The 26,569-nt window shown below is 60.2% G+C and carries 26 protein-coding genes; 12 read left to right on the forward strand and 14 right to left on the reverse strand.

The window, feature by feature from the left end; genetic code table 11:
• Window positions 1-118: 118 nt before the first annotated feature.
• From map to glpK, 3 genes are all read right to left on the reverse strand, one after another.
• A complete protein-coding gene (gene map, locus QO002_RS17010) occupies window positions 119-874 on the reverse strand; it encodes a type I methionyl aminopeptidase (protein ID WP_307231778.1) in 756 nt (251 codons plus the stop codon).
• 61 nt (window positions 875-935) lie between these two features.
• Complete coding sequence (locus QO002_RS17015) at window positions 936-1,985, reverse strand: LLM class flavin-dependent oxidoreductase (RefSeq protein ID WP_307231780.1); 1,050 nt, start codon at window positions 1,983-1,985, stop codon at window positions 936-938.
• 129 nt (window positions 1,986-2,114) lie between these two features.
• Complete coding sequence (gene glpK / locus QO002_RS17020) at window positions 2,115-3,605, reverse strand: glycerol kinase GlpK (RefSeq protein ID WP_370878511.1); 1,491 nt, start codon at window positions 3,603-3,605, stop codon at window positions 2,115-2,117.
• Between the two features lie 217 nt (window positions 3,606-3,822).
• Here glpK and xdhA point away from each other — a divergent pair, with 217 nt between their 5' ends.
• Genes xdhA through xdhC form a run of 3 tightly spaced genes read left to right on the forward strand, consistent with a single transcriptional unit; the run spans window position 3,823 to window position 8,492 of the window.
• Entirely contained in the window at window positions 3,823-5,301 is a 1,479-nt protein-coding gene (gene xdhA, locus QO002_RS17025; protein ID WP_307231782.1) for a xanthine dehydrogenase small subunit, read from the forward strand.
• A gap of 2 nt (window positions 5,302-5,303) precedes the next feature.
• Entirely contained in the window at window positions 5,304-7,655 is a 2,352-nt protein-coding gene (gene xdhB, locus QO002_RS17030; RefSeq protein ID WP_307231784.1) for a xanthine dehydrogenase molybdopterin binding subunit, read from the forward strand.
• Between the two features lie 12 nt (window positions 7,656-7,667).
• Window positions 7,668-8,492, forward strand: a complete 825-nt coding sequence (xdhC, locus tag QO002_RS17035; RefSeq protein ID WP_307231785.1) for a xanthine dehydrogenase accessory protein XdhC — start codon at window positions 7,668-7,670, stop codon at window positions 8,490-8,492.
• Here the strand turns inward: xdhC and QO002_RS17040 are convergent.
• Entirely contained in the window at window positions 8,468-8,746 is a 279-nt protein-coding gene (locus tag QO002_RS17040; protein ID WP_307231787.1) for a hypothetical protein, read from the reverse strand. The genes xdhC and QO002_RS17040 overlap by 25 nt on opposite strands.
• 26 nt (window positions 8,747-8,772) lie before the next feature.
• Here QO002_RS17040 and QO002_RS17045 point away from each other — a divergent pair, with 26 nt between their 5' ends.
• The 4 genes from QO002_RS17045 (at window position 8,773) to QO002_RS17060 (ending at window position 13,554) form a co-directional block, all read left to right on the forward strand.
• The gene (locus tag QO002_RS17045; RefSeq protein ID WP_307231789.1) at window positions 8,773-9,669 is read left to right on the forward strand and encodes a LysR substrate-binding domain-containing protein; all 897 of its coding nucleotides are present in this window, start codon (window positions 8,773-8,775) and stop codon (window positions 9,667-9,669) included.
• Between the two features lie 99 nt (window positions 9,670-9,768).
• Window positions 9,769-11,007, forward strand: coding sequence for a urate hydroxylase PuuD (gene puuD, locus QO002_RS17050; RefSeq protein ID WP_307231791.1), 1,239 nt, complete (start codon window positions 9,769-9,771; stop codon window positions 11,005-11,007).
• Window positions 11,004-12,317: a guanine deaminase gene (gene guaD / locus QO002_RS17055; protein WP_307231793.1), complete on the forward strand. Its 1,314-nt coding sequence runs from the start codon at window positions 11,004-11,006 to the stop codon at window positions 12,315-12,317. The genes puuD and guaD overlap by 4 nt, the downstream gene beginning before the upstream one ends.
• 100 nt (window positions 12,318-12,417) lie before the next feature.
• Window positions 12,418-13,554 (forward strand): alpha-hydroxy acid oxidase, encoded by a 1,137-nt coding sequence (locus QO002_RS17060; protein WP_307231795.1) that lies wholly within the window; start codon window positions 12,418-12,420, stop codon window positions 13,552-13,554.
• Here the strand turns inward: QO002_RS17060 and QO002_RS17065 are convergent, their stop codons facing one another.
• From QO002_RS17065 to QO002_RS17095, 7 genes are all read right to left on the reverse strand, one after another.
• Window positions 13,555-13,821 carry a Txe/YoeB family addiction module toxin gene (locus tag QO002_RS17065; RefSeq protein WP_307231797.1) on the reverse strand — a complete coding sequence of 89 codons (267 nt, stop codon included), beginning with the start codon at window positions 13,819-13,821 and terminating at the stop codon, window positions 13,555-13,557.
• Between the two features lie 2 nt (window positions 13,822-13,823).
• Window positions 13,824-14,069, reverse strand: a complete 246-nt coding sequence (locus tag QO002_RS17070) for a type II toxin-antitoxin system Phd/YefM family antitoxin (protein ID WP_307231799.1) — start codon at window positions 14,067-14,069, stop codon at window positions 13,824-13,826.
• Between the two features lie 79 nt (window positions 14,070-14,148).
• Window positions 14,149-14,511, reverse strand: a complete 363-nt coding sequence (gene uraH / locus QO002_RS17075; RefSeq protein WP_307231801.1) for a hydroxyisourate hydrolase — start codon at window positions 14,509-14,511, stop codon at window positions 14,149-14,151.
• Window positions 14,508-15,029 carry an ureidoglycolate lyase gene (locus tag QO002_RS17080; protein WP_307231805.1) on the reverse strand — a complete coding sequence of 174 codons (522 nt, stop codon included), beginning with the start codon at window positions 15,027-15,029 and terminating at the stop codon, window positions 14,508-14,510. The genes uraH and QO002_RS17080 overlap by 4 nt, the downstream gene beginning before the upstream one ends.
• A gap of 33 nt (window positions 15,030-15,062) precedes the next feature.
• On the reverse strand, window positions 15,063-15,566 hold the full coding sequence (uraD, locus tag QO002_RS17085) for a 2-oxo-4-hydroxy-4-carboxy-5-ureidoimidazoline decarboxylase (RefSeq protein ID WP_307231807.1): 504 nt from the start codon (window positions 15,564-15,566) through the stop codon (window positions 15,063-15,065).
• Window positions 15,566-16,495 (reverse strand): allantoinase PuuE, encoded by a 930-nt coding sequence (puuE, locus tag QO002_RS17090; RefSeq protein WP_307231809.1) that lies wholly within the window; start codon window positions 16,493-16,495, stop codon window positions 15,566-15,568. The genes uraD and puuE overlap by 1 nt, the downstream gene beginning before the upstream one ends.
• A gap of 115 nt (window positions 16,496-16,610) precedes the next feature.
• Window positions 16,611-17,402, reverse strand: a complete 792-nt coding sequence (locus tag QO002_RS17095; protein ID WP_307231811.1) for a DUF1045 domain-containing protein — start codon at window positions 17,400-17,402, stop codon at window positions 16,611-16,613.
• A gap of 208 nt (window positions 17,403-17,610) precedes the next feature.
• On the opposite strand from QO002_RS17095, the gene QO002_RS17100 reads away from it, so the two are divergent.
• Window positions 17,611-18,012, forward strand: a complete 402-nt coding sequence (locus QO002_RS17100; RefSeq protein ID WP_307231813.1) for a PRC-barrel domain-containing protein — start codon at window positions 17,611-17,613, stop codon at window positions 18,010-18,012.
• 85 nt (window positions 18,013-18,097) lie between these two features.
• Here the strand turns inward: QO002_RS17100 and QO002_RS17105 are convergent, their stop codons facing one another.
• Window positions 18,098-19,237: an NAD(P)/FAD-dependent oxidoreductase gene (locus tag QO002_RS17105; RefSeq protein WP_307231815.1), complete on the reverse strand. Its 1,140-nt coding sequence runs from the start codon at window positions 19,235-19,237 to the stop codon at window positions 18,098-18,100.
• Between the two features lie 39 nt (window positions 19,238-19,276).
• On the opposite strand from QO002_RS17105, the gene mnmC2 reads away from it, so the two are divergent.
• Together mnmC2 and QO002_RS17115 are read left to right on the forward strand one after the other, a co-directional pair.
• Window positions 19,277-20,023 carry a tRNA (5-methylaminomethyl-2-thiouridine)(34)-methyltransferase MnmC2 gene (gene mnmC2, locus QO002_RS17110; protein WP_307231818.1) on the forward strand — a complete coding sequence of 249 codons (747 nt, stop codon included), beginning with the start codon at window positions 19,277-19,279 and terminating at the stop codon, window positions 20,021-20,023.
• Window positions 20,024-20,127: 104 nt separating this feature from the next.
• Complete coding sequence (locus QO002_RS17115) at window positions 20,128-21,714, forward strand: trimethylamine methyltransferase family protein (protein WP_307231819.1); 1,587 nt, start codon at window positions 20,128-20,130, stop codon at window positions 21,712-21,714.
• A 51-nt stretch (window positions 21,715-21,765) separates the two neighbouring features.
• Here QO002_RS17115 and QO002_RS17120 read toward each other — a convergent pair whose 3' ends face one another.
• Window positions 21,766-22,215: a host attachment protein gene (locus QO002_RS17120; RefSeq protein WP_307231821.1), complete on the reverse strand. Its 450-nt coding sequence runs from the start codon at window positions 22,213-22,215 to the stop codon at window positions 21,766-21,768.
• A 235-nt stretch (window positions 22,216-22,450) separates the two neighbouring features.
• Here QO002_RS17120 and QO002_RS17125 point away from each other — a divergent pair, with 235 nt between their 5' ends.
• Complete coding sequence (locus tag QO002_RS17125; protein WP_307231823.1) at window positions 22,451-23,551, forward strand: DNA alkylation repair protein; 1,101 nt, start codon at window positions 22,451-22,453, stop codon at window positions 23,549-23,551.
• 303 nt (window positions 23,552-23,854) lie between these two features.
• The gene (locus QO002_RS17130) at window positions 23,855-25,378 is read left to right on the forward strand and encodes a DEAD/DEAH box helicase (RefSeq protein ID WP_307231825.1); all 1,524 of its coding nucleotides are present in this window, start codon (window positions 23,855-23,857) and stop codon (window positions 25,376-25,378) included.
• Between the two features lie 149 nt (window positions 25,379-25,527).
• Here the strand turns inward: QO002_RS17130 and QO002_RS17135 are convergent, their stop codons facing one another.
• On the reverse strand, window positions 25,528-26,421 hold the full coding sequence (locus QO002_RS17135; RefSeq protein ID WP_307231826.1) for a DMT family transporter: 894 nt from the start codon (window positions 26,419-26,421) through the stop codon (window positions 25,528-25,530).
• Window positions 26,422-26,569 lie beyond the last annotated feature (148 nt).

Genomic DNA, 26,569 nt, shown 5'->3' on the forward strand with positions numbered 1-26,569 from the left:
TTCCAGCCCGATGATCAAGGCGCAGGCCAGCGCTCTTTCGCACTGCAACACGATTGGGACAAACCACAAAATTTGAAGCTCTCGATCAGCATCGGGAATGCTTTGCGGACGACAAAAATCAGACTCCATCCGGCAATGTCAGGACCTTCGGCCCGTTGCGAGTGACAACGACGGTATGCTCATATTGCACCGTCGGCGCGCGCGGCTCGCTGTAGAGCGTCCAGGCATCATCGCCACTTTCGGCCCAATGCGCACCGAGAGACAGGAACGGCTCGACGGTGAACACCATGCCCTCTTCCATCCGGCGCTTCTCATGCTTGTCCGGCCAGGTCGCGATCTCGCCCGGTTCCTCATGCAGCGAGCGTCCCACACCATGGCTGGCGAGGTTGGTGACCAGCGTATAGCGGTTTTTCTTCGCAAAGCTTCCGATCGCATTGCCGATGGCCGCCAGCGGCCGGCCAGAGCGAACCTCGTTCAGCCCCACCCACATGGCGCGCTTGCCATCGCGGCAAAGCCGCTCGATCTGCGGCTTGACCGGCGGCACGGCGAAAGAGGCGCCGGTGTCGGAAAAGAACCCGTTCTTCTCGGCGGAAACATCGATATTGACGAGGTCGCCAGCCGCAATGACCCGCGGGCCGGGAATACCGTGCGCCACTTCCTCATTGACGGAAATGCAGGTCGCGCCGGGAAAATCATAGGACAACTCCGGGGCCGAACGCGCACCTGCCTCTTCCAGCAAGCGCCGGCCAATCGCATCGAGTTCGGCCGTCGTCATGCCGGGCTCGAGCGCCGCCCCCATCATCTGCACGGCGCGGGCGCAAATGCGGCCGATTTCCTTCAGCCGCTCCAGATCATCGTCATTGTTCAGGGTCATGTCATCTCGCTTTCAGGACGTATGTAACGCGCCGAAAGCGCCTGATAAAGCCCCCCAATCCTTACGCAGCAGGCTTGCCTTGCGCCAACGCCGCACGAACAAGCGGCGCGACCTTGGTGCCATAGAGCTCGATGCCACGCATGATCTGGTCATGAGGCATCAGGCCGATCGCCATCTGCAACAGGAAGCGATCATTCTTGAAGATACGCTGGTGGCGGACGATCTTTTCCGCGACCGTCTCGGGATCACCCAGGAACAGATTGCCGTTCGGCCCGATCGACTGGTTGAAATGCGCCCGGCTCGTCGGCCCCCAACCCCGCTCGCGGCCGATACGGTTCATAACTTCCGCCTGCGGGCCGTAGAACTGGTCGGCCGCCTGGTCCGTCGTGTCAGCTATGAAGCCGTGAACATTGATGCTGGTCTTGAGCTTCGACGCATCTTGACCGGCGCGGCGCGCGGCCTCGCGATAGAGATCGAACAGGGGCGCATAGCGCGCGGGCTCGCCGCCGATGATCGCAAGCGCGACCGGCAGACCGAGCGTACCGGCCCGCGCCACCGATTGCGGCGTGCCGCCGACGGCAATCCAGATCGGTATCCTGTCCTGCAGCGGACGCGGATAAACGCCACGCCCATGAATGGAGGCCCGCTTGCTGCCTTCCCAAGTGACCGTTTCGCCGTCGCGGATGGCCAGAAGAAGATCGAGCTTCTCCGAGAAGAGATCGTCATAATCTTCGAGATTGTAGCCGAAGAGCGGAAAGGACTCGATGAACGAGCCGCGCCCGGCCATGATCTCTGCCCGGCCCGCCGAAATCAGGTCCAATGTCGCAAATTGCTGGAATACACGCACGGGATCATCGGAAGACAGAACGGTCACCGCGCTGGTCAACCGGATCGATTTCGTCTTGGCCGCCGCAGCCGCGAGGATGACGGCCGGCGCAGAGGCGGCGTAATCCGGGCGGTGATGTTCGCCCAACCCGAAGACATCAAGCCCCACCTGATCGGCAAGCTCGATCTCTTCGATCAGGTGGCGAATACGCTCCTCACCCTCCACCCCGCGCCCGCTCAGAGCCTCGGGATGAACATCCGCAAATGTGTAAAGACCAAGTTCCATGCGTGCGACCTATCCTGCCTGAGCCGCCCAGCGGCTCTCCGTCGCGACTATCTAGTCGCAGCAGATAAAAGATTACAGTTCGCGCATGGAAACAATGTGTTTCAGCGGCTTCGTGGCAGCACTGAAGCGCTAAAATGTACTCAAAGTCCGCTTCACGGCGTTGCGCCAGCCCTTGAACTTTGCCTTTCGCGTCTTGTCGTCCATGGCCGGCTCGAACCGGCGATCGCGCGCCCAGGTGGCGGCAAAGTCGGCCTGATCCGGCCAGACACCGGCGCGACTGCCGGCGAGCCAGGCGACACCCAGCGCCGTCGTCTCGAGGATGACGGGGCGATCAACGGGTGCATCAAGCAGGTCGGAGAGGCGCTGCATCGTCCAGTCCGACACAACCATGCCGCCATCGACACGCAATACTGTCTCCTTGCCGTTGCTTGACCAATCCTTGTGCATCGCCTCGAGCAGATCGCGCGTCTGGTAGCAGACGGCCTCAAGCGCCGCGCGGGCGAATTCGTTCGGGCCGGTGTTGCGGGTCAGACCAAAGATTGCGCCACGGGCATCGGGGTCCCAGTGGGGCGCGCCGAGGCCGGTGAAGGCCGGCACGAGATAAACCTCCTGATGCGGGTCAGCATCCATGGCCATCGGGCCGGTCTCATAGGCGGCGTTGATGATCTTCAGTCCATCGCGCAGCCATTGCACAGCCGCCCCGGCGATGAAGATCGAGCCTTCCAGCGCATAAGTCGTCTTGCCCTCAAGGCGGTAGGCAATCGTCGTCAGGAGCCGGTTCTTCGAACGCACCATGTCTTGCCCGGTATTCAGCAGGGCAAAACAACCGGTCCCATAGGTAGATTTCAGCATGCCGGGCTCGAAGCAGGCCTGGCCGATGGTGGCCGCCTGTTGGTCGCCGGCAACGCCGAGGATGGGGATCGCCGCGCCAACGATCTCGGGATCGGTCACACCGAAATCGGCCGCGCAATCCAGCACCTTGGGCAGCATCGTCCGCGGCACCTCGAGCATCTTCAGAAGATAGTCGTCCCAGTCGTTTTCGACGATATTGAACATCAGAGTGCGGGATGCATTGGTCGCGTCGGTGACAAAGGACTTGCCGCCCGTCAGCCGCCAGATCAGGAAAGTGTCGATGGTGCCGAAGCAAAGCTCGCCCTTGATCGCGTGCGCCTGCCCATTCTTGACGTTGGACAGCAGCCAGGAGAGCTTCGTTCCTGAAAAATACGGATCGAGCAGCAGGCCGGTCTTCTTCACGACTGCCTTTTCAAAACCCTGCCTTTTCAACGTGTCACAGAAGGATGCCGTGCGGCGATCCTGCCAAACGATGGCGTTGTAGATCGGCTTGCCGGTCTTTCTGTCCCAGACGACCACGGTCTCGCGCTGGTTGGTGATACCGATCGCGGAAATGTCGGAAGCCACGAGACCGGCATTGCGGATCGCCTCCTGGATCGTGGAGACGACGGTATCCCAGATCTCCTCCGGATCGTGCTCGACCCAGCCGGATTTCAGGAAATATTGCCGGAATTCGCGCTGACCGGTGCCGACCACCTTCTGTTCGGCATTGAAAACGATCGCCCGGCTCGATGTCGTGCCCTGATCGATCGCAAGCACGTAACCCATGATGGCCTCCCTCCCTTGTGTCGCGCGCGTTTCCTCCCGGCGCGACCTTTTGAAAAACTTCAATACAACAGTAAAACGAATGTCAAACGAAAATAAAACGCAAATTTTTCTGCGTTCTCGCCACCCGGGAAATCTGGCTCTTGCGCTGCAAAACGCAATTGTCACATCAGCGCTTTTGCGCGTAGTCTGATGTGTCGAAATGATAAGAAGAGACAAGATGACGGCAACGACTGGCAGCATTCGCTTCATTCTCAACGATCGCGACGTTGCGTTATCCGATCTTTCGCCTACCGCAACGCTCCTTGATTTCCTGCGCCTCGAGCGCCGGTTGACCGGCACGAAGGAAGGCTGCGCCGAAGGCGACTGCGGCGCCTGCACAGTGCTCGTCGGAAAGCTCGTGGACGGCACCCTGATCTATGAAAGCGTTAATGCCTGCATCCGATTCGTCGGCTCGCTCAATGCCACCCACGTCGTCACCGTCGAGCATCTGGCGGGCAGGGATGGCACGTTGCATCCGGTGCAGCAGGCGATGGCCGATTATCATGGCTCGCAATGCGGCTTTTGCACGCCGGGTTTTGTCATGTCGCTCTATGGTCTCTGGCTTTCGCGGGATAATCCCGGCCGTGCCGATATCGAAAAGGTGCTGCAAGGCAACCTCTGTCGATGCACGGGCTACGAACCGATCGTGAAAGCGGCCGAAGCGATCGCCCACGCCCGTCCGGACAGCCTCTTCGACCCGATCCTGAAAGTACGCGAGGATGTCACCGCACGATTGAAGTCTATAAAGACCGAAGAGACAATCATCATCGGCCCCGAAGATGCGCAACTCCTCGTCCCCGGAACGACGGCAGCTTTGACCGAGATCATGGAACGATTGCCCAAGGCCACCATCGTCGCCGGTTCGACGGATGTCGGGCTGTGGATCACGAAACAGATGCGCGCGATCAATCCGGTCGTGTTCATCAGCGGGCTGGATGCGTTGCAGACCATCGCCGAGAATGCCGCAGGCATCACCATCGGTGCGGGCGCCAGCTATACCGCCGCCTTCGAAACGCTGGCGCGACGTTTCCCTCCGCTTGGCGGCCTGATCAACCGCATCGGCGGCGAGCAGGTGCGCAATATGGGTACGATCGGCGGCAACATCGCCAACGGCTCGCCGATCGGTGACAGCCCGCCGCCGCTCATCGCCCTTGGCGCCACTGTCACGCTGCGCTCTACCGCCGGCCAGCGAACGTTGCCGCTCGAAGATTTCTTCATCCAGTACGGCGTGCAGGATCGGAAGGCTTCCGAGTTCGTCGAGAGCATTTTCGTGCCCGCGCTGCCTGAAGCAGATCATTTCGCCGTCTACAAGATCACCAAGCGGCGCGACGAGGACATCTCCGCGCTCTGTGCCGCTTTTCGGGTCACGCTCGATGCCGGCAACCGTGTCACTGCTGCCCGTATCGCCTTCGGTGGCATGGCCGGAACGCCAAAACGGGCATCCGCCGCAGAGACGGCCTTCGTCGGTCAACTCTGGAACGAAGAGACGATCAAGGCGGCACAGGCTGCTCTTGAGCAGGATTATCAGCCGCTCACCGACTGGCGTGCGACCGCCGATTATCGCATGCTGACCGCTAAAAACCTTTTCACGCGCTTCTTCCTTGAGACATCGGGAGAGCCGGCAGAACTCAAGCGGTTCGCCACCGGGGAGATTTGACGATGGACCAATCTACCTTCGAAGAGCGCAAGACCATCGCTGGCGGCATGCATGCGAACCTGCGCCACGACAGCGCCCACAAGCATGTCTCCGGCACCGCCGACTATATCGATGACATCCCGGAGCCGGTTGGCACGTTGCACGGCGCACTCGGCATGACCGATCGCGCCCATGCGGAAATCGTCTCCATGGATCTCTCCGATGTCGAGGCCTATCCGGGCGTCGTCTGCGTGCTGACGGCCCGCGACATGCCCCACAGCAATGACATCAGCCCAAGCCATCTCGACGACGAGCCGGTGCTGGCGGATGGCAAGGTGCAGTTCCACGGACAACCGGCCTTTGCCGTGATTGCCGAGACACGCGACATCGCACGACGGGCGGCCCGCAAGGCAAAGATCGTCTACCGCGATCTGCCGCACTTTACCGATATTACCGACGCGCTGGAAAACGGCGCGGAACTCGTGACCAAGCCGCTGACGCTTTCGCGCGGCGAGGCCGAAGCGGAACTGGAACAGAGCCCCCGTCGCCTGCATGGCCGGATGCGCATCGGCGGCCAGGAACATTTTTATCTCGAAAGCCACATCGCCTTTGCCATCCCCGGCGAGGACGACGAGATTACCGTCTGGTCATCGACCCAGCATCCGAGCGAAGTCCAGCACATGGTCGGCCATGTGCTCGGCGTGCCCTCCAATGCCGTGACCGTGCAGGTGCGCCGCATGGGTGGCGGTTTCGGCGGCAAGGAAACCCAGGGCAACCAGTTTGCGGCTCTCGCAGCCGTCTCCGCCAAGAAGCTCGGCCGTGCCGTGAAATTCCGACCGGATCGTGACGAGGACATGACCGCGACCGGCAAGCGCCACGACTTCCTTGTCGATTACGATGTCGGCTTCGACGACGAGGGCCATATCCATGCGGTCAAGGCCAATTATGCCGCACGCTGCGGCTATTCCTCCGACCTTTCCGGCCCAGTCACAGACCGCGCGCTGTTCCATGCCGACAGTTCCTATTTCTATCCGCATGTGAAGCTGACTTCCCAGCCCTTGAAGACGCATACTGTCTCCAACACAGCCTATCGCGGTTTCGGCGGGCCGCAGGGCATGGTCGGCGGCGAGCGCATCATCGAGGAAATCGCTTATGCGCTCGGCAAGGACCCGCTCGACATCCGCAAGCTGAATTTCTATGGCGAAAAGGGCAGCGGCCGGGATATCACCCCCTATCACCAGCAGGTCGTCGACAACGTCATCCAGCGCGTGGTTTCGGAGCTTGAGGCTAGTGCCGATTATCAGGCCCGGCGGCAGGCGATCATCGATTTCAACCGCACCAGCCGCGTCATCCGCAAGGGCATTGCGCTGACGCCGGTGAAATTCGGCATCTCCTTCACCATGACGGCCTTCAACCAGGCCGGCGCTCTCGTCCATGTCTACCAGGACGGCTCGATCCACCTGAACCATGGCGGCACCGAGATGGGACAGGGGCTGTATACGAAGGTCGCCCAGGTTCTGGCCGACAGCTTCCAGGTCGATATATCAACCGTCAAGATCACGGCGACCACGACTGGGAAAGTGCCGAACACATCCGCCACCGCCGCCTCTTCCGGCTCCGATCTCAACGGCATGGCCGCCTATGATGCCGCGCGCCAGATCAAGGAACGTCTCGTCGCCTTCGCCGCCGAGCGTTGGCAGACCGATCCGGCCAATGTCAGCTTCGTGCCCAACCACGTGAAGATCGGCGATGAGCGCGTGCCCTTCGCCGACTTCATCAAGCAGGCCTATTTCGCCCGCGTCCAGCTTTCGGCGGCGGGTTTCTACAAGACACCAAAAATCCATTGGGATCGCACCACAGGCCGCGGTACGCCGTTCTATTATTTCGCCTATGGCGCCTCTGTTTCAGAGGTTTCTATCGATACGCTGACCGGCGAATACATGGTCGACCGGGTCGATGTACTTCACGACGTCGGCAAATCGCTGAACCCGGCAATCGATATCGGCCAGATTGAAGGCGCATTCGTGCAGGGCATGGGCTGGCTGACCACCGAAGAACTCTGGTGGGATGCCAAGGGCCGGCTGCGCACCCATGCGCCCTCCACCTACAAGATCCCGCTTGCCTCCGACCGGCCAAAGATCTTCAACGTTAAGCTGGCCGAGTGGTCGGAGAATGCCGAGATGACCATCGGCCGCTCCAAGGCCGTCGGTGAACCGCCTTTCATGCTGCCAATCTCGGTGCTGGAAGCGCTGTCCATGGCCGTCGCCAGCGTTGCCGACTACCGCGAATGCCCGTGCCTTGACGCCCCGGCGACACCGGAACGGGTACTGATGGCAGTGGAACGCCTGCGCGCTGCACAAGCCGGAAAAGCCTGACGGTTTCAGACGATGAACTTCGCAGCCCAAAGTCTGGACGCCTTTCTCGACCGCGAGTTCAAGCTCGTCATCGTCGAAATCCTCGACGCGCGGGGCTCGACGCCGCGGGAAGCAGGCGCGATCATGCTGGTCTCGCCGACCGATCTGCACGGCACCATCGGAGGCGGTCAGATGGAGCATATGGCGATAGACAATGCCCGCGCCTTCCTCGCCGGTGTCAGCGATACCCTCACCATGGATATTCCGCTTGGGCCTGATATCGGCCAGTGCTGCGGCGGTCGCGTCATCATCGGCTTGCGCATCTGCGATGATGCCGCTCGCGCCGATCTTCACCGGCTGATCGAGGAACGACGAAACGGCTTTCCGGAAGTTTGGCTGTTCGGTGCCGGCCATGTCGGCCGCGCGCTTGCCGATGCACTGCTTCTATTGCCCCTGAAAACCTACGCGGTGGAGACGCGGGAAACGGAACTGGCACAGATGTCCGCCGGTGCGCATCATCGTCTCGTCGCCATGCCGGAAGCGATGGTGAAGGATGTCGCGCCGGGCGGCGCGATCGTGATCCTGACCCACGACCACGCATTGGATTTCCTGGTCGCAAAAGAGGCCCTTGCACGAAACGATCTTGCCTATGTCGGCATGATCGGCTCGAAGACGAAGCGAGCGACCTTTTCAAGCTGGGGGCGCCGGGAAGGAATGAGCGACGCGGAACTGGCCCGCCTGACGCTTCCCATCGGCGGCACCGCCGTTCCCGACAAGCGCCCGGCGGTGATCGCGGCTCTCACAGCCGCGGAAATCATCACCCGCATCAGCAACTACCGCGTCAGTTCGCACTCCTGACGAGGTTCCCGTCCTTCAAGAAAACCCAGGTCCCGCTTGATGTAATCCGGGGTAACGTCGAGATCGATCGAGGCGCTGTCCGCGCGGATGCATACCAGAAAATTGCCGGCGGCACGCCACAGGCGCTGCGGCCAGGATGGCATGTAGAGTTCATGTTTTTCAAAGACTTGAAATGTCATGACGAGACCTGATTTCCATATTGAATGTGGTTGCAGCTTGCCGCCAAACGTGCTGACATTCCAATCGAACTTCACGCGCATTGCATCAAGAGAACTTATCCATGAAACTGTCTCGACAGATGCCGCTCAATGCGCTGCGCGTATTCGAAGCAGCGGCGCGCCTGATGAGTTTCACCAGAGCCGGCGAAGAACTCGGCATGACGCAGACGGCGGTCAGCTACCAGATCAAACTCCTGGAGGATCATATCGGCGAACCGCTGTTTCTCCGGCGCCCCCGGCAGATTTCACTGACGGAGGCAGGCGAACGACTGGCACCGAAGGTCACTCAGGGGTTTGCAGTGCTGGCGGAAGCGATGGCATCGGTCAGCGACGAAACCGGCCAGATGCTGCATCTCGATTCGACCGCGACCTTCGCCCAGCAATGGCTGACGCGCTACCTCGGCTCCTTCCAGCTTCGCCACCCGAACATCGCGGTTCGGCTTTCGACCTCCCCCGTCGTCAATGATTTTGCCAGCACGCAGGCAGATGTCGCCATCCGCTACGGCCGCGGCCTCTGGCCGGGGTTGAAGGCGCACCGCATCATGCGCATGGATTTCGCGCCCATGCTGAGCCCGAAGCTGGCCGAGCAGGTCGGCGGCATCCGCGAACCGGCCGACCTCCTGAAACTCTCCATCATCAGCGCCGGCGATGTCTGGTGGGAGCAGTGGTTCACCGCCGCAGGCGTGAAAAACCCGAATCTCAAGCGTTTTCCGCCCAACGAACTCGGCACCCAGTCTTTCGATGCCGGCATGGCGATCGCCGGCCAGGGGGTCGCCATCCTGAATCCCCAGCATTTTCAGGAAGAAGTAGAAAGCGGCAGGCTCTACCAGCCCTTTTCCTTGACCTGTAACGACGGACGCGACTACTGGCTGGTCTATCTCGAAACCCGGAGGCACGTGCCAAAAATCCGCGCGTTCAAAGATTGGATGCTGAGCGAATTTCCATCGGCGGAAGAATGAAATAATCGCTGCGCACTGCTACCACCGGGCCGGAATTGGCCTTCCCTCACGGGCAAAATTTTCGCAATGTGGCCATGCGGAGGATGAAAGGGGAACTGAATGTACGAATACGCCATTGCCTGGGAATGGCTGGCCTTTGCCGTCCGCTGGCTGCATGTGATCACCGCCATCGCCTGGATCGGCTCATCCTTCTATTTCATCGCGCTTGACCTCGGCCTCGTGAAACGCCCCGGCCTGCCGGCTGGCGCCTATGGCGAAGAATGGCAAGTTCACGGTGGGGGCTTCTATCACGTCCAGAAATACCTTGTGGCACCGGCCTCCATGCCGGAACACCTGACCTGGTTCAAATGGGAAGCCTACACCACCTGGCTTTCCGGCTTCGCCATGCTGTGTCTGGTCTATTACGGTGGCGCAGACCTCTTCCTTGTCGACCGCCACGTCCTCGACATCACCTCGACGCAGGCAATCCTCATTTCCATGGGCTCGCTCGCCATCGGCTGGATTTTCTACGACCTGCTGTGCAAATCGCCGCTCGGCAAGAACACCTGGACGCTGATGGGCATCCTCTACGTGGCGCTCGTCGCCATGGCCTGGGGCTACACGCAGGTCTTTACCGGCCGTGCCGCTTTCCTGCATCTCGGCGCCTTCACCGCGACGATCATGTCGGCCAATGTGTTCTTCATCATCATGCCGAACCAGCGCATCGTCGTCGCCGACCTGATCGCCGGGCGCACGCCGGACCCGAAATACGGCGCCATCGCCAAGCAGCGCTCGCTGCACAACAACTACCTGACGCTGCCCGTCATCTTGTTCATGCTGTCGAACCATTATCCGCTGGCCTTCGCCACGGCCTATAACTGGGTCATCGCCGCCCTCGTCTTCCTGATGGGCGTCACCATCCGCCACTGGTTCAATACCACGCATGCGCGCAAGGGTCGCCCGACCTGGACCTGGCTGGTGACGCTGCTGATCTTCATCCTGATCATGTGGCTTTCGACCGTGCCGAAGCTGATATCGGGAGAGGACAATGCCGCGGTCTCCCCGGCCTTCCAGCAATTCGCCTCCAATGCGCATTTTTCGGCCGTGAAGGACACGATCTCAACCCGCTGCAGCATGTGCCATGCGGCAGAGCCCGTCTATGAAGGCATCGTGCGACCACCCAAAGGCGTGATGCTGGAAACCGACGGCGAGATCGCCGCCCATGCGCGCGAAATCTACATCCAGGCCGGCCGCAGCCACGCCATGCCGCCCGGCAACATCACCGATATGACCAAGGACGAGCGCGCCCTTCTCACGGCATGGTTCGAAAGCGCCACCACGGAAGGCAAGACGGAATGACGACGACGCTGGTCCGCGCCCGCACGCTGAGCTTTTCGCGCGCACCGCTCTCCATGGACGACACAGGTGCCTATCGCTACGAAAGCGACGGCGCGCTGCTGGTTGCCGATGGCATCATCCTCGCAAGCGGCCCCTACGCCGCCGTCCGCGAAAATGCGCCCGCCGATGTCATCGAAATCGACCATCGCCCGCATCTGATCGTGCCGGGCTTCATCGATACCCACGTGCATTTTCCACAGATGCAGGTGATCGGTTCTTACGCCGCAAACCTCTTGGAATGGCTGAACACCTACACCTTTCCAGAGGAATGCCGCTTCGTTGAAACCGCGCATGCGCAACGTATTGCCGGGCATTTCTACGATGAGATGATCCGCCACGGCACCACCACGGCCGTCGCCTATTGCTCCGTCCACAAGACCTCCGCCGACGCCTATTTTGCTGAAGCGTTGAAGCGCAACATGCGCACGGTCGGCGGCAAGGTGATGATGGATCGCAACGCGCCGCAGGGCCTGCTCGACACAGCTGAAATGGGCTATGACGAGACCCGGGCTGTCATCGCGGACTGGCACGGCAAGGGCCGCAACCACGTCGCCATCACCCCCCGATTCGCCATCACTTCAACGCCGGAGCAGATGTCGGCCGCGCAGGCGCTCGCCCGCGAGTTCCCGGACCTGCACATCCAGACCCACCTTTCGGAAAACCGGGACGAGATCGATTTCACCTGCTCGCTCTATCCCGAAGCAGCCGATTACACCGATATCTACGTCCGCTATGGCCTGCTCGGGCCGAAATCTCTTTTCGGCCACTGTATCCATCTGTCAGAGCGCGAGATGGATGCGATGAGCGAGGCTGGCGCGATTGCCGTGCATTGCCCGACATCCAACCTCTTCCTCGGTTCCGGCCTGTTTCCGTTGAAGGCGCTGATGCGGCGGGAAAAGCCGGTGCGAGTCTCGGTCGCAACCGATGTCGGCGGTGGCACCAGCTATTCGATGCTGAAGACGATGGACGAGGCCTACAAGATCCAGCAATTGCTGGGCGAACGCCTCAACCCGTTTGACAGCTATTACCACATGACGCTCGGAAACGCGGAGGCATTGTCGCTCGCGCACAAGATCGGCACGCTGGACGCCGGCACCGACGCCGATTTTATCGTATTGAACATGGCAGCAACACCGGCCATGGCGTTGAAGGCGGAAGTGGTAAATTCGCTCGCCGAAGAGCTTTTTCTGCTGCAGACAATGGGCGACGATCGCGTTGTTGTGGAAACGTATGTGGCCGGCATCGCTTCGAAGTCCGGTTTGCGCTCATGAAAGGGAAAGAGGTAAAATAATTTTACCTCTTTCTGATTCCCGGCTTAACAAGCCAAGCCGGAACGTGATATTGCCAGGCAACACGTTCAAGGGTTCCGCCATGTCCACGCCTCTCGAAATCGCCGACCTCAAAGCCATCGCCAAGCGTCGTGTGCCAAAGATGTTCTTCGACTATGCCGACAGCGGCGCCTGGACAGAAGGCACCTACCGGGCCAACGAGGAGGATTTCAAGAAGGTGAAGCTGCGCCAGCGCGTGCTGGTCGACATGACCAACCGCTCGCTGGAAACGACGATGATCGGCCAGACCGTATCGATGCCCGTGGCGCTGTCCCCGACCGGCCTCACCGGCATGCAGCATGCAGACGGCGAAATGCTGGCGGCGCAGGCGGCCGAGGAATTCGGTGTTCCCTTCACGCTCTCGACCATGAGCATCTGCTCGATCGAGGACGTCGCCTCGGTGACCAAGAAACCCTTCTGGTTCCAGCTCTACGTCATGCGCGACCGGGATTTCGTGAAGAACCTGATCGACCGCGCCAAGGCGGCCAAGTGCTCGGCGCTGGTCCTGACGCTTGATCTGCAAATCCTCGGCCAGCGCCACAAGGACTTGCGCAACGGCCTCTCCGCCCCGCCAAAGTTCACCCCAAAACATATCTGGCAGATGGCAACCCGGCCGCTCTGGTGCATGCAGATGCTGCAAACCAAGCGCCGCAGCTTCGGCAACATCGTCGGCCATGCCAAGAACGTTTCCGATCTCTCGTCGCTGTCCGCCTGGACGGCCGAGCAGTTCGATCCGCAACTGTCCTGGGAAAATGTCGCGGAGATCAAGGAAATGTGGGGCGGCCCACTGATCCTCAAGGGCATTCTCGATGTCGAGGACGCGAAGATGGCAGCCCGCACCGGCGCCGATGCGATTATCGTCTCCAATCACGGCGGTCGCCAGCTCGACGGCGCCCCATCCTCGATCAGCATGCTGCCAAGGATCGTCGATGCAGTCGGCGGCATGATGGAAGTGCATCTGGACGGCGGCATCCGCTCTGGCCAGGACGTCCTGAAGGCGGTCGCCCTCGGCGCTCAGGGAACCTATATCGGCCGCCCCTTCCTCTACGGCCTCGGCGCCGGCGGGAAAGGGGGCGTCAAACTGACACTCGAGATCATCCGCAAGGAGCTGGACATCACCATGGCGCTCTGCGGCAAGCGCGATATCAGGGATATCGATGCGAGCGTGATTGCGGAGTGATCAGTAGAGGAAGCGGCATTGGGTGATGGTCACTGACTGCTCCTCACCCTTGCCGGAAACAATGTAAATCAACCTATGCTCCCGCGTTATACGCCGGGACCAATAGCCTTTGAAGTTCTGACGAAGTGGCTCAGGCTTACCGAGCCCTTCAAAGGGATGGGGCAGAATGTCCTTGATAAGCTCATTGACCCGCAGTTGCGCCGCCCGGTCAGTTTGCTGCCAGTAGACGTAGTCGTCCCAAGCAGCCTGATGCCATATGAGCAGCATCTTCAGTCTTCAATAAGACCGTGGTGAACCAGGTTCCTTCCTGCCTCTACGTCTGCGATAGCACCCATGAGACGCTTGGCATTGGCAGGCGACGACATGAGATGCAGCGTTTCCAGCATGCCCTCATATTCATCCTTGTCGATCAGGATCGCCGAGGGTTTGTTGCGTCGGACAATTTCGACAGCAACGCGATCCTGGCTTACTTCATCCAGAAGTCCCGCAAGTTCTTCGCGGGCTTTGGAAAACATAATAGTGCGAATAGTAACCTCGCAACTCAACTATCTGTACAACAAATCGTACAAGTCCTTTCAAATGTCAAGAATTCGTTCAACTCCCCCGATAAGTCGAATAGCTGAACGGCGAGAACAGCAGCGGCACATGATAATGGCTGGCCGCATCTGCGATACCGAAGCGCAGGGGGATCAAGTCGAGAAAGGCGGGTTCCGCCAACGCAGCGCCACTTGCCCGCAAGTAATCTCCCGCATGGAACAGAAGCTCGTAGGTTCCGGCGGCAAAGGCCTCGCCTTCCAACATCGGGCCATCGACGCGGCCGTCGCTGTTGGTAGAGACCGTGCGCAGTAAAGTCTTCCGCTCGCCGTCGATACGATAAAGGTCGATTTTAAGTCCCTCAGCCGGTTTACCGAGAGCTGTATCAAGGACATGGGTGGTTAGGCGGCCGGATTTGATCATGGTTTCGATGCTCCGTCACTGTTGCCAGCGCTTTCGATGACAAAGGGTTCTTCGTAGAAGAACTCCACCAGATTGTTGCCCGGCCCCTCGCGATCGACCACGAGAAAATCGCAGACAGCACCGACTGCGATCAGTGGATGGTGCCAGACATTGCGGCCGTAGTTCAGCCCCCGCGATCCGCTCACCCGAAACACGCGCGGCACTCCCGGCCGTCCGTCCTCGTCCGGGGCGACGACGGCGAGCCAGTTGTGGCCACTGAGCGGTGAAAAGCTCTGCGAGCCGAGAGGATGACGTTCAACCATGTCGACAACATAGGGAAAGCTGCGCGGCTGGCCACGAAACAGATTGATGATGACGGAGGCGCCGTCACCCACAACATCGGCACGGGCAAGCGCATGGAAACGTTCCGTCGTGCCGCCGTTGATCAGCCGCACCGACGAAGGATCAGCCTCGATGATGGTGCCGAACGGTGCAAAAGCAGCTTTCGTCAGCGGCTCTATGACAAGCGGACGCGCCATCAGGTTCGAACCCCAACGGCAAAAAAGGCGACCTCAGACATCGGCGTCTCCCGGCAGCAGCGCCTGCAGCCGCAGCCACGCAATCTTCTCCACCTGCGCTGCTGCCGTCTCCAGTTCCTGCTGCGGCGTATTACCGATACGGCTCTCGAAGGCTTCAAGAATGTTGTCCTTCGTCAGCCCCTTGACGGCGATGATGAAGGGAAAACCGAATTTCTCCACATAGGCCGAATTGAGCTCGGTGAAGCGGGCATGCTCAGCCGCACTTAACCGGTCGAGACCAGCGGATGCCTGCTCGGCCTTCGAATCCTCGGTCAGATTGCCCGCCAAGGCGAGCTTGCCGGCGAGATCGGGATGGGCGCGCAACACGTCCAGCCGTTCGGTCTCCGTCGCGTTTCGGAAGGCGACGACCATGCCGGCATGCACATCTTCCGCCGTGATCGGCATCTGCGGCCGCGCATCATAGGCGCGCTCGGCGACCCACGGGGAATGCTCGAAGATGCCACCGAAACGAGCCACGAATTCCTGTTTTCCGGCCATCAGAGTGCACCTTCCGGCTTGTGATGCTCATACCAGTGGCGGGCGATATCGATGCGCTTGGGGATCCAGACCTTGTCGTGCCCCAGCACATAGTCGACGAAGCGCGCGAGCGCCGCGGCACGACCGGGACGGCCGACGAGGCGGCAGTGCAGCCCGACGTTCATCATCTTCGGACTGCCCTCGGCGCCTTCAGCATAGAGCACATCGAACGTATCCTTGAGATAGGTGAAGAACTGGTCGCCGGAATTGAAGCCCTGCGGCGTGGCAAAGCGCATATCGTTGGCATCCAGCGTATATGGGATGATCAGATGTGGCTTGTCGGGCGTCAGGCCCGGCACCCAGTAGGGCAGGTCGTCGGCATAGCTGTCGCTGGAATAGAGGAAGCCGCCCTCCTCCAGCACCAGCTTCAGCGTGTTGTCGGACGGCTTGCCCTGATACATACCGAGCGGGTGCGATCCGGTCAGCTCCTTGTGGAGCCGCACGGCTTCGAGGACGTGCCTGCGCTCTTCCTCTTCCGGAAAATCCTTGTATTCCAGCCAGCGATAGCCGTGGCTGGCGATTTCCCACCCGGCTTCCTTCATGGCCGCGACGGCCTCCGGGTTACGCGCCATTGCCAGCGTCACGCCATAGACGGTCACATCGACCTTGCGGCTGGTAAACATGCGCCAAAGCCGCCAGAAACCGGCGCGCGAGCCATATTCGTAGATCGATTCCATGTTGAGATTGCGCTGGCCCGGCCAGGACTGCGCGCCAACGATCTCCGACAGCAAGGCTTCGGAGCCTCTTTCGCCGTCCATGATCGAGCTTTCGCCGCCCTCTTCGTAGTTCACCACAAATTGCACGGCGATGTTCGCATCGCCCGGCCAGCGCACGTTGGGAAGGTTGCGTCCATAGCCGACGAGATCGCGCGGATAAGCTTTTTCTACCATCAATTCACCCTTCGATTTCGCCGGAACGGTAGCATCCGAAACCGGAAAGTCGAGATGAAAATGACGGTTATCCGAAGGCGAAAGCGGCAGTCATCCCGGCGGCCGCCACGTGCCTTTAGCCAGCCTGGAGACGCATCGCGAGTGCTGCCAGTTGCTCCGTAGCAGGATTCGGCGTGTTGTCATCCTGCCCTTTCCGGCGAAGAGAAGGGCGATGCGCCGAAAGTTTACCGAGCGGATGCTGGGAATGCACGCGCAACGGCGCGCCCGGCTCAGGCTCGATGAACAAGGCAAGGCTAGCGACTTTTATCGGCTCGGAAAGGAAATGCCCGAAATACTCGCGCAGGGCTTTTTCGAAACGATCTCTCAGATTGGAATGCAGCGCGCCGGTGAGCATCATGTGGAATCGGAACTCATCCATCACATAGGGAAAGCCCCAGCGATGCAGATTGGCGAATTGCGGCGCCGTCAGCGAATCCGAGTCACGTCGGTCGATTTCCGCCTCGGACAGCGGTGCACGAAAGCGGTCGAAGGCTTCCACCACCGAAGCCGCGAAATAGTTCATTTCGGCGCATTCCGAAGCCGACATCAAACCGTAAAAGGAACCCAGGCGAGAGACTTCCAGTCGCGGGATTTCGAACGGCATGGCAGCGCTTGCGAACTGCATCATGAACTTCAGAAGGCTTGCCTCGGTCTCGTCAGGATGCAGCCTGAAAGGTGCCTTGATGGTACCGTGAAAACCATAACGGCGCGGAACCGCCGTGTGAAAGGCGACCTCCTGCCGGCTGAAGCCGGGGATGGACGGGGGCTCGCAGGCCTCACCTGAGTAGACGTTCCGCCCCAGCCAGCTTGCAGCCGCCACCGAGAGCGGATCGTGCATCGATGGCGTGTAGTAGATCGCGTACCGCATCTGCAGTTTCCTGATTCGTATAACTGCTCCAGCAAATAAGCGATCTTCGTGACAGGATGACAAAACCGCGCGTTTTGTTCATTCCAAACCCGACGAAAGAGTGGGACAAGGGAAATACATTTACAATAAAAAGTTGGGGAAAAACAATGGAACCATCGGGTTACTCGGCCGTTTACTACCCGGACACAACAAAATTGGGAGAAACATCATGAGCTACCAGAGCCCTGAATTTCAGACGACCCGCAAGGATGCCAGCATTCGCGAAACCCACGACCTGATTGCCAGCGACAAGGTTGAAGGTACCCGCGTCTATGGCGCCGACGGTAAGCATATCGGCACCATCGAGCGGGTTATCCTCGAAAAACGCAGCGGCCGCGTTTCCTATGCCGTTCTCGCTTTCGGCGGCTTCCTGGGACTTGGCGAAGACCATTATCCGCTTCCGTGGGCAAAGTTGTCCTACGACGAAAACCTCGGCGGTTATCGCACAGACGTGACCCGCGATCAGGTTGAAAGCGCACCGAAGTATCAGAGTGACGAAGAATACGACTGGAACCGTGAGAACGGCCGTCGCGTCTATGATTATTACGGCGTACCGCCGTACTGGATGTAATCCGGTTTGGCTCGCCTGACGTGGCGCGCGCAACGTCCGAACGAGCAGAGAAGACCCCGTCCCGTGCGGGGTCTTCTTTTTGGGCCTATGGCTGCCGCTGCAGACGCAGATGATGATCGACCGTAAAAGATGGCGGCAATTGCACGTCTCTCCCCAACAAACCCGCGACTACGGCCGCTGCCAAGGTATGCGCGATCCCGAAACTGATCTTGAACCCTCCTCCCAGCACAAACAGCCGAGTGTGGTCAGGGTGTTGACCGGCGATCGGATCGCGGCCGATGGCTTTTGGCCTCAATCCCGCCCACCGCTCGATGACGGGTGCGTTTTCGAGGCGGGGCGCAAAACGCCGTGCACGTGCAATTAATGCATCCAGTTGTTCGTCCGTGGAAAAGGGCTGCCCGAAGTGGTCCTCGCTGGTGCTGCCGATCGCGACCCGCCCGTCTTCGTGCGGGATGATATAAAGCCCGTCGTTGAAAATGACGGGTAGTGTTGGGTCTATACCAGCATCCAGGAGTGCCGCCTGCCCTTTGACAGCGACGCCGATCGGCTTGGAAGACGCGGATAGCGAGAGAGTGTCCAGAAAGCCGAATGTCGCCACGCCTTCGGCAGCGATACAGCGGTCGAAGGATAACTGACGACCATCGGATATCTCGGCCTTTCCCGCCTGCAGGTCGAGATGTGCGACCCCGCATCCTTCCTCAAGGACGACGTTCTCCTGTCGCCGCAGCCATGTTGCCAGAAGAGCAAGCAGTGCGCGCGGCGCCACGCGGGCAGCAAGCGTGTCGAGGACAACACCGGAGGAGATAAACTCGTCCGCGGGCCATCCTGAAAGGGATGACTGTTCCTCCACGTTCCAGAAGAATTCCCGCCCACCCTGATGCCAGTTTACCAAGGCCTCTTGTTCGTGCCGCAGCGCTATTTCCCGAAGATGAGGCTTGGCCAGCGGCATGATGCGTCCGCTGCGGCGATAGCCGGCGGAAAGACCGGTCTCCGCTTCCAGCCCGGCAACGTCCATTTCCAGCGCAACGAGCGCATCATACTGAAACTGCTTCTTGGGGTTCCAGCGGTCAGGCATATGTGGCATCAAAGCGCCGACCAGCCCGCCGCTCGCGCCGGAACCTATCCGGTCACGCTCGACGATATGAACGCGGAGCCCCTCTTTCGCCGCCTTTACGCCGGCCCAAAGCCCCATGATACCGCCGCCGACGATCAACAGATCCGTCATCGATTGACCTTCCCGCCTGCCCGGATTAACGCTTCGCCAATGACCGAAAACTCCCAGGAAAACAACCTGTCCCCACGCGAGGAAACAAGCGTTGCTCCCGATCGCCAGACCGTGACATGGGATGAGGGCGATATGCCCTATTCGCAGGAATTTGGCGATCACTTTTATTGCCGCACCGACGGACGCCTGGAATGCGGTCACGTCTTCCTGGCAGGCAACAGCCTCCCAGAACGGTTCAAACAGGCGTCTTCCTTCACGATCGGCGAACTGGGCTTCGGCACCGGGCTGAATTTCTGCGAGACGTGGCGACAGTTCCGCGATGTTGCAACGGCAGGACAACGGCTCGACTTCATTTCCTTCGAACGCTTTCCCCTGCAGCGGGCAGACATAGACCGGGCGCTCTCGCATTGGCCCGAAATTGAACGCGAACGATCGGCGCTTCGCGCCGTCTGGCCCGACACCCCATCTGGCCGCGTGGTGCTGGACATCGATGATCATGTGCGGCTGACTGTGGTCTGTGGCACTGCCTTCGATGAGATAGGGCGCTTCGAAGACCTCTTCGACGCCTGGTATCTCGATGGGTTTACGCCCTCGCGAAACCCCGACATGTGGTCGGCTTCGCTGATGCAGCGCATCTACGATCACACGGTAAACCAGGGCAGCTTTGCCACCTATGCCGCCGCCGGTTTCGTACGACGCAACCTGCAGGCGGCGGGTTTTTCCGTCGAGCGCCGCAAGGGTTTTGCCGGCAAACGCGAGATGCTTTGCGGCGCCAGACAGGGCTGAATCCAAAGCCAGTTTTCTGTCTAGGAAGCTTGGCGTCGCAAATGGAAGCGCATTTTTTTCACGGTCGAGGCAGTTTGGCGGCGACCCTAACCGATGGAAAAGCCATGAGCGACAACCAGGTAACGCCGCCTTCCCTCAGCGAAACAGATGCACCCCTGGAGCGTCGTCGCCGAACCGGAGGAAGGGGAGCGGAACGCTCCCGCAAAAGCCTTGGCGGTTCGAAATATCTCAATCTGGTCAACTCGATAGAAAAAACCAAGGTCGTCGATGAAGAGACGATCGAAGCCATTCATCAGGCATCTCTGACCGTGCTCGAAGAGATCGGCATGGACGTCATCCTGCCGGAAGCGCGCAGCCTGATGAAGGCGGCCGGCGCCAAGGTTACGCCTGGAACGGACCGTGTGCGCTTCGACCGCGGGCTGATCATGGAGATGATCGCCTCCACTCCATCCGGCTTTACCATGCATGCCCGCAATCCAGTTCGCAACGTCCAGATCGGCGGCAATAATCTCGTCTTCGCCCAGATCGCCAGCGCACCTTTCGTGGCAGACCGCGACGGCGGCCGTCGGGCCGGCAATCAGGAAGACTATCGCAAGCTCGTCAAGCTTGCTCAATCCTATGACATCATCCACACGACAGGCGGCTATCCCGTCGAGCCGGTCGATATCCACGCATCGGTGCGCCATCTCGATTGTCTCTCGGACATGGTGAAGCTCACCGACAAGGTCTTCCACGCCTATTCGCTCGGCAAGCAGCGCAATCTCGATGCCCTGGAGATCGCCCGCATCGGCCGCGGTATCACTGCAGAGCAACTCGAGCAGGAACCCTCGCTGTTCACCATCATCAACACCTCTTCACCGCTCAGGCTTGATGGCCCGATGCTGCAGGGCATCATGGAAATGTCGGCACGCAACCAGGTCGTCGTGGTCACCCCTTTCACGCTTGCCGGCGCGATGGCACCTGTCACGATTGCCGGCGCCCTGGTGCAGCAGAATGCCGAAGCGCTGTCCGGTATCGCCTTTACCCAGATGGTCCGTCGCGGCGCCCCGGTCATGTATGGCGGCTTCACCTCCAACGTCGACATGAAGACGGGTGCGCCGGCCTTCGGCACGCCGGAATACATGAAGGCCGTCATCGCCGGCGGCCAGCTTGCCCGCCGCTACGGCATTCCCTACCGCACATCCAATACCAACGCCTCCAACACCCTGGATGCACAGGCGGCCTATGAATCTGCCCTCTCCCTCTGGGCGCTGACCCAAGGCGGCGGCAATTTCATCATGCACGCCGCAGGGTGGAGCGAGGGCGGGCTCACGGCTTCATTCGAGAAGTTCATCCTTGATGTCGACATGCTGCAAATGGTGGCAGAGTTCCTGAAGCCGCTCGATGTCAGTGCCGATGCACTCGGGCTCGACGCCATCCGCGATGTCGGCCCTGGCGGACACTTCTTCGGCACGGCCCATACGCTCGCCCGCTACGAAACGGCCTTCTATGCGCCGATCCTGTCCGACTGGCGTAATTTCGAGACATGGACCGAGGCCGGCCGGCCCACGACCTACGATCATGCCAATCGTATCTTCAAGGAAAAGCTCAACGAATACGAGCGCCCGCCGCTCGATCCGGCTATCGAGGAAGAGCTTGATGCCTTTGTCGCCCGGCGTAAAATAGAAGGCGGCGTGCCGACTGATTTTTAGGAAGCTCAAGTCGTCAGGCCCGCGCAGAACGCCGGCCTGACTTTTTGATGCTTACTGTTCGAACATTACTGAGCGGACGGAAGATATAAGCTTGTCTGTCGGCAGCTTGCTGAAATCCTTGTTGATTTCGGCTGTCGTCTTCTGCCGCGTTGCGCTCGATAGCATCGTGCGAAGATCCCCCAGCGTCTGCGGCGCCGCGCAAAGGACGAGCCGATCGAACGCCCCCTGCTGCGCATAGGCATCGATCTTGCCGGCAACTTCGGCGGTGAACTTCTGCTGTTCCTCACGCACGGGATCGCTGCTGTACTCCATGGCAGAGCGGCCTTGTCCGTTCGAAGAGTGGCTACGGCCCGGCTTGTCGGCCATGATGTCCTGCACGCGCTTGGTTTCTATCTGGAATATCTCCTGCTCAGGGCTCTGGGGCTCGTCCTTCAGAAAATTCACGCCCTTCAGCAGACGAGCCTGATTTCCATCAGCGGCAAGTATCCATGTGGTGGTCATTTTTCACTCCTCGAGCAGATTGTCGTTGCGGGATTCGGACATCACGTTACCGGCGGCTACGCGACCGAACGCCGTCCGTCCGCCGCCCCCCTGGACGACGCACGTGGAGGATTCAACGCCATGGCCAGACCGATGGTTCCGTGACGTCACGGAAATTTTGAAAAGCTGGGGCTGCTTATGTCTACCATCTGCCGTCTTGAGCGTTTATCGTTCTTGAAAATCGCACGGGATGCTCATGGCCGAACCGCTGAAGAACCTGCTCCATCCTGGCCTGGTCGAGACCATGGCCCATCATATCGGCCGCAATGCGAGCACCTTCGACCAGAAACGCTTCCTTGCGCTGGCGACGAAGAACATCGAAATTCTCGAACTGATGCAGCGCTCGCTGCAGATTTGCGACGCGCTTGAGGCGACGTTGCCGGAAGATTTTGCTGAAGCGGCAGCCTTGCTGTCGGCCAGCTTTCCAAGCGAGAACCGTCCCGGCCTTACGGGCTGGATGCTGCTGCCGGTGAGCCAGTATATTGCGCGTCGGGGGCTGGATGACTTCGAGATATCCCTTGCCCTCCTCAAGGAACTGACCCCTCATTTCACCGCAGAATTCGGCATCCGCGTCTTCATCCACGCCGATCAGGACCGTGCCTTGACGGAAATCGGCGGCTGGGTCCACGACCCGAACCATCACGTCCGCCGCCTCGCCAGCGAAGGTACGCGCCCTCGCCTGCCCTGGGCAATGCGCCTGCCGCACCTGATCCGCGATCCGCAACCGATCCTGCCGATCCTGGAAGCCCTGCTTGACGACCCCGAAGACTATGTCCGCCGCTCGGTTGCCAACAGCCTCAACGATGTCGCCAAGGATCATCCCGATCTGGTTGCAGAGTTTGTCGCGAAACACATCACCGCCGCCGCCGCTGACCGAAGGAGGCTGCTGCGCCATTCCTCGCGCACGCTCCTGAAGAAGGGCCACGCCAAGGCGCTCGGCAATTTTGGTTTCGGCGCGCTCGACTCCATTGATGCCGATCTTGCCATCGGCAGTCCGCAAGTGCTGTTCGGCGATGGTGTCGATTTCACCCTCACCTTGAAAAACACAAGTGTGGCGTCACAACAGGCAATGATCGACTATGCCGTTCATCACCGCAAAGCCAACGGCACGTTGGCGCCCAAGGTGTTCAAGTGGAAAAGCCTGTCGATCGCGCCGGGTGAGACGCTGATGCTGAGGCGCCGGCATGCACTGCGTGAAATCACCACCCGGCAATATTACCCCGGCACCCACCGCCTCGAAATCCTCGTCAACGGCAACGCCCTTGCCAGCGGCGATTTCGAACTTGTCATGCACTGAGGGCATGGCTGCCCTTCGCAGCTGCACAAAAGCTTCTCTTGACTTTTGAACTGAAAACAACGACATGAGGCGCAGCGTCACCTTCCGGCCGCCGCGTGAGCGAGCCCTGCGGGATTTTACCGATCCGTAACGAAGGATAAGCGCACCAAAGAATGTCCAGCCAAACGTGGCCGGATGCAGCGCAGACAGCTTAATCAACCCACAAGTTCCCAAATCACGCGGGGTTCTTGACGCGAAGCGAAACCGGAACCGCATGGTGCAGTTCCGGCGAAATCCGTTTTGCGCCCCCGAAAAGGTAATACATTGACCACTTTTAAAGACCTTGGCCTCTCCGAGCACGTTCTTTCGACCCTGACCGCCATGGGGTTCGAAACGCCGACGCCGATCCAGGCCGGCGCGATACCGCTCGTGATGGCAGGCCATGACCTGATCGGTCTTGCCCAGACCGGCACCGGCAAGACGGCCGCTTTCGGCCTGCCGATGATCGAGAAGCTGATGGTCGACGGCAAGCGTCCCGATCCGCGCAACATCCGCGCGCTCATCCTTGCCCCGACCCGCGAACTGGTGAACCAGATCGCTGCCAACCTCAAGGAATTCGTCAAGAAGACCCCGATCAAGGTCGCCGTCGTCGTTGGCGGCGCATCGATCAACAAGCAGTCCGAACAGCTTGCTCGCGGCGTCGATATCCTGGTTGCCACGCCCGGCCGCCTTCTCGACCTCGTCAACCGCCGCGCAGTGACCCTGACCCAGGCTCGCTATCTCGTGCTCGACGAAGCCGACCAGATGCTGGACCTCGGCTTCATCCATGACCTGCGCAAGATTTCCAAGCTGGTTCCGAAGAACCGTCAGACCCTGCTTTTCTCGGCCACCATGCCGAAGGCGATCGCGGAACTGGCCGGCGAATATCTGAGCGATCCGAAGCGCGTCGAAGTTTCGCCTCCGGGCAAGGCCGCCGACAAGGTCGAGCAGTATGTTCACTTCGTCGCCGGCGCCAGCCAGAAGACCGAAATCCTCAAGAAGACCATGAACGACAACCCGGATGGCCGCGCCATGGTGTTTTCGCGCACCAAGCACGGTGCCGAAAAGCTCATGAAGCATCTGGAGCATGTCGGCTTCTCCGTCGCCTCGATCCATGGCAACAAGAGCCAGGGTCAGCGCGAGCGCGCCCTAAAGGCCTTCCGCGACGGTGATATCCGCGTTCTGGTTGCGACCGACGTTGCCGCCCGTGGCATCGATATCCCCGGTGTTACCCACGTCTACAACTACGATCTGCCGGAAGTTCCGGATGCCTACGTGCACCGCATTGGCCGTACCGCCCGCGCCGGTCGCGACGGCATCGCGATTGCCTTCTGCGCCCCGGACGAAATCCGCCTGCTGCGCGACATCGAGCGTTTGATGAACATCGATATCGCCGTTGCCAGCGGCGAAGTTCCTGCCGACCGCGCCCGTCCGAAGGGTGCCCGTGGCGGCAATGGTGCCCGCAACGCCCAGCGTCCAGCAGGCGACGGTCACAACCAGCGCCGCGCCCGTCCTCAGGGTGGCAGCGATAATGCTCCTCGCGCCGAGCGCACTGCTCCGAGCGCCTTTGCCGGTGACGAGCTGTTGGTCGATGCCAACGGTCAGCAGAAGAAACAGCATCGCAAGGGCCAGGGTCCGGCTGCAACGGCCGCCCATGAAGCTGCTGTCGCCAAGCGCGGCAACCGCAATGGTCGCCCCGGCCAGAAGCAGGGCCAGTGGCGCAACCGTGGCGGCAATGGCGGCGGCGGCAATGGTGGCCAGCAGGGTCAGCGCCGTCAGGGCGGCGGCCAGCGTCGCGACGAAGCTTAAGCTCTGAAATAGAATAGAAAACGGCGGGCTTGGTCCCGCCGTTTTTTTTTAGAGGATATCTGGTTCAGATTGAACCAGATATCCTCTAGACTCTTTTGTTTCCGTTTGTCTTTTCGGGAAAACCGGTTTCCACTTTTCCCTGACAAACTCTAAGCGCGTTCTGCGAGCGGCTCAGCCTTGCGATTGGTGAGGTAAACACCGAGCACCGCAATCACCGTGCCTGTTATCATCGGCAGTGTCAGTGCCTCGCCAAAGATCAGGAAAGCCTCGACGGCGGCGAGCGGCGGCACGAGGTAGATGAGCGAAGCCGCTTTCGATACCTGACCACGGCCGATCAGATAGAGCAGCAATGCGACTGCGCCCATCGACACCCCGAGCACGCCCCAGGCAAGGGTCGCGAACAGCTCGATACCCCAATCGACACGCATATCTTCCAACAGATACGCAGCCGGCAGCGTCACGATCAGCGCACCGACATATTGCAGCATCGCAGTCGTGCGGATGTCGCCGGTCTGCAGGTGGCGTTTCTGATAGATCGTGCCATAGGTGACGGACGCCATACCGATGACATTGACCAGTACCGGGAAAGCCGGAATAGCCGTCGCGGAATCGAGGGCGAGGACTTTGGGCAGCACAGCAAGCGCGATGCCGATGAAGCCGAGTACAAGACCAAGTTTCTGCATCGGGGAAAGCCGTTCGCCGAGAAGCGCTGGGGCAACCGCAGCTGTCATCAGGGGTTGAAGCCCGGCAATGATCCCGGAGATCGCGGCGGACACACCTTGGCCGACCGCCCACCAGACTGCCCCCAGGTAAAACCCGTGCAGGAATACGCCAGACATGATCGCATGCCCGGCCAGCTTCCAGCTCCTGGGCCATTGCGCGCCGGTGACAATGCAGAACACGACAAAGAGAATACCGGCCAGTGCATAGCGCAGCACAAGGAAGGTTAGCGGATCGGCGTAGATCACCGCATATTTCGCCATCACCCATCCGGTCGACCAGAGCAGCACGAAGATGGCCGGAGCCAGGCGATCGAGGGTCATGTCGTCTCCGGATAAGGGTAGTCTATAAGGGAGCTTGCATCCGTGTTGCGATAGGCAGGGTTGGCGTGATCGTCAAAGCAATTTTGCTGATGCTTAAGTTCAGCCCCAATTCGAAACCGCTATAAATTTTCGTTTCTCGGCTATGGAA

Source organism: Pararhizobium capsulatum DSM 1112, assembly GCF_030814475.1.
GTDB lineage: Bacteria > Pseudomonadota > Alphaproteobacteria > Rhizobiales > Rhizobiaceae > Pararhizobium > Pararhizobium capsulatum.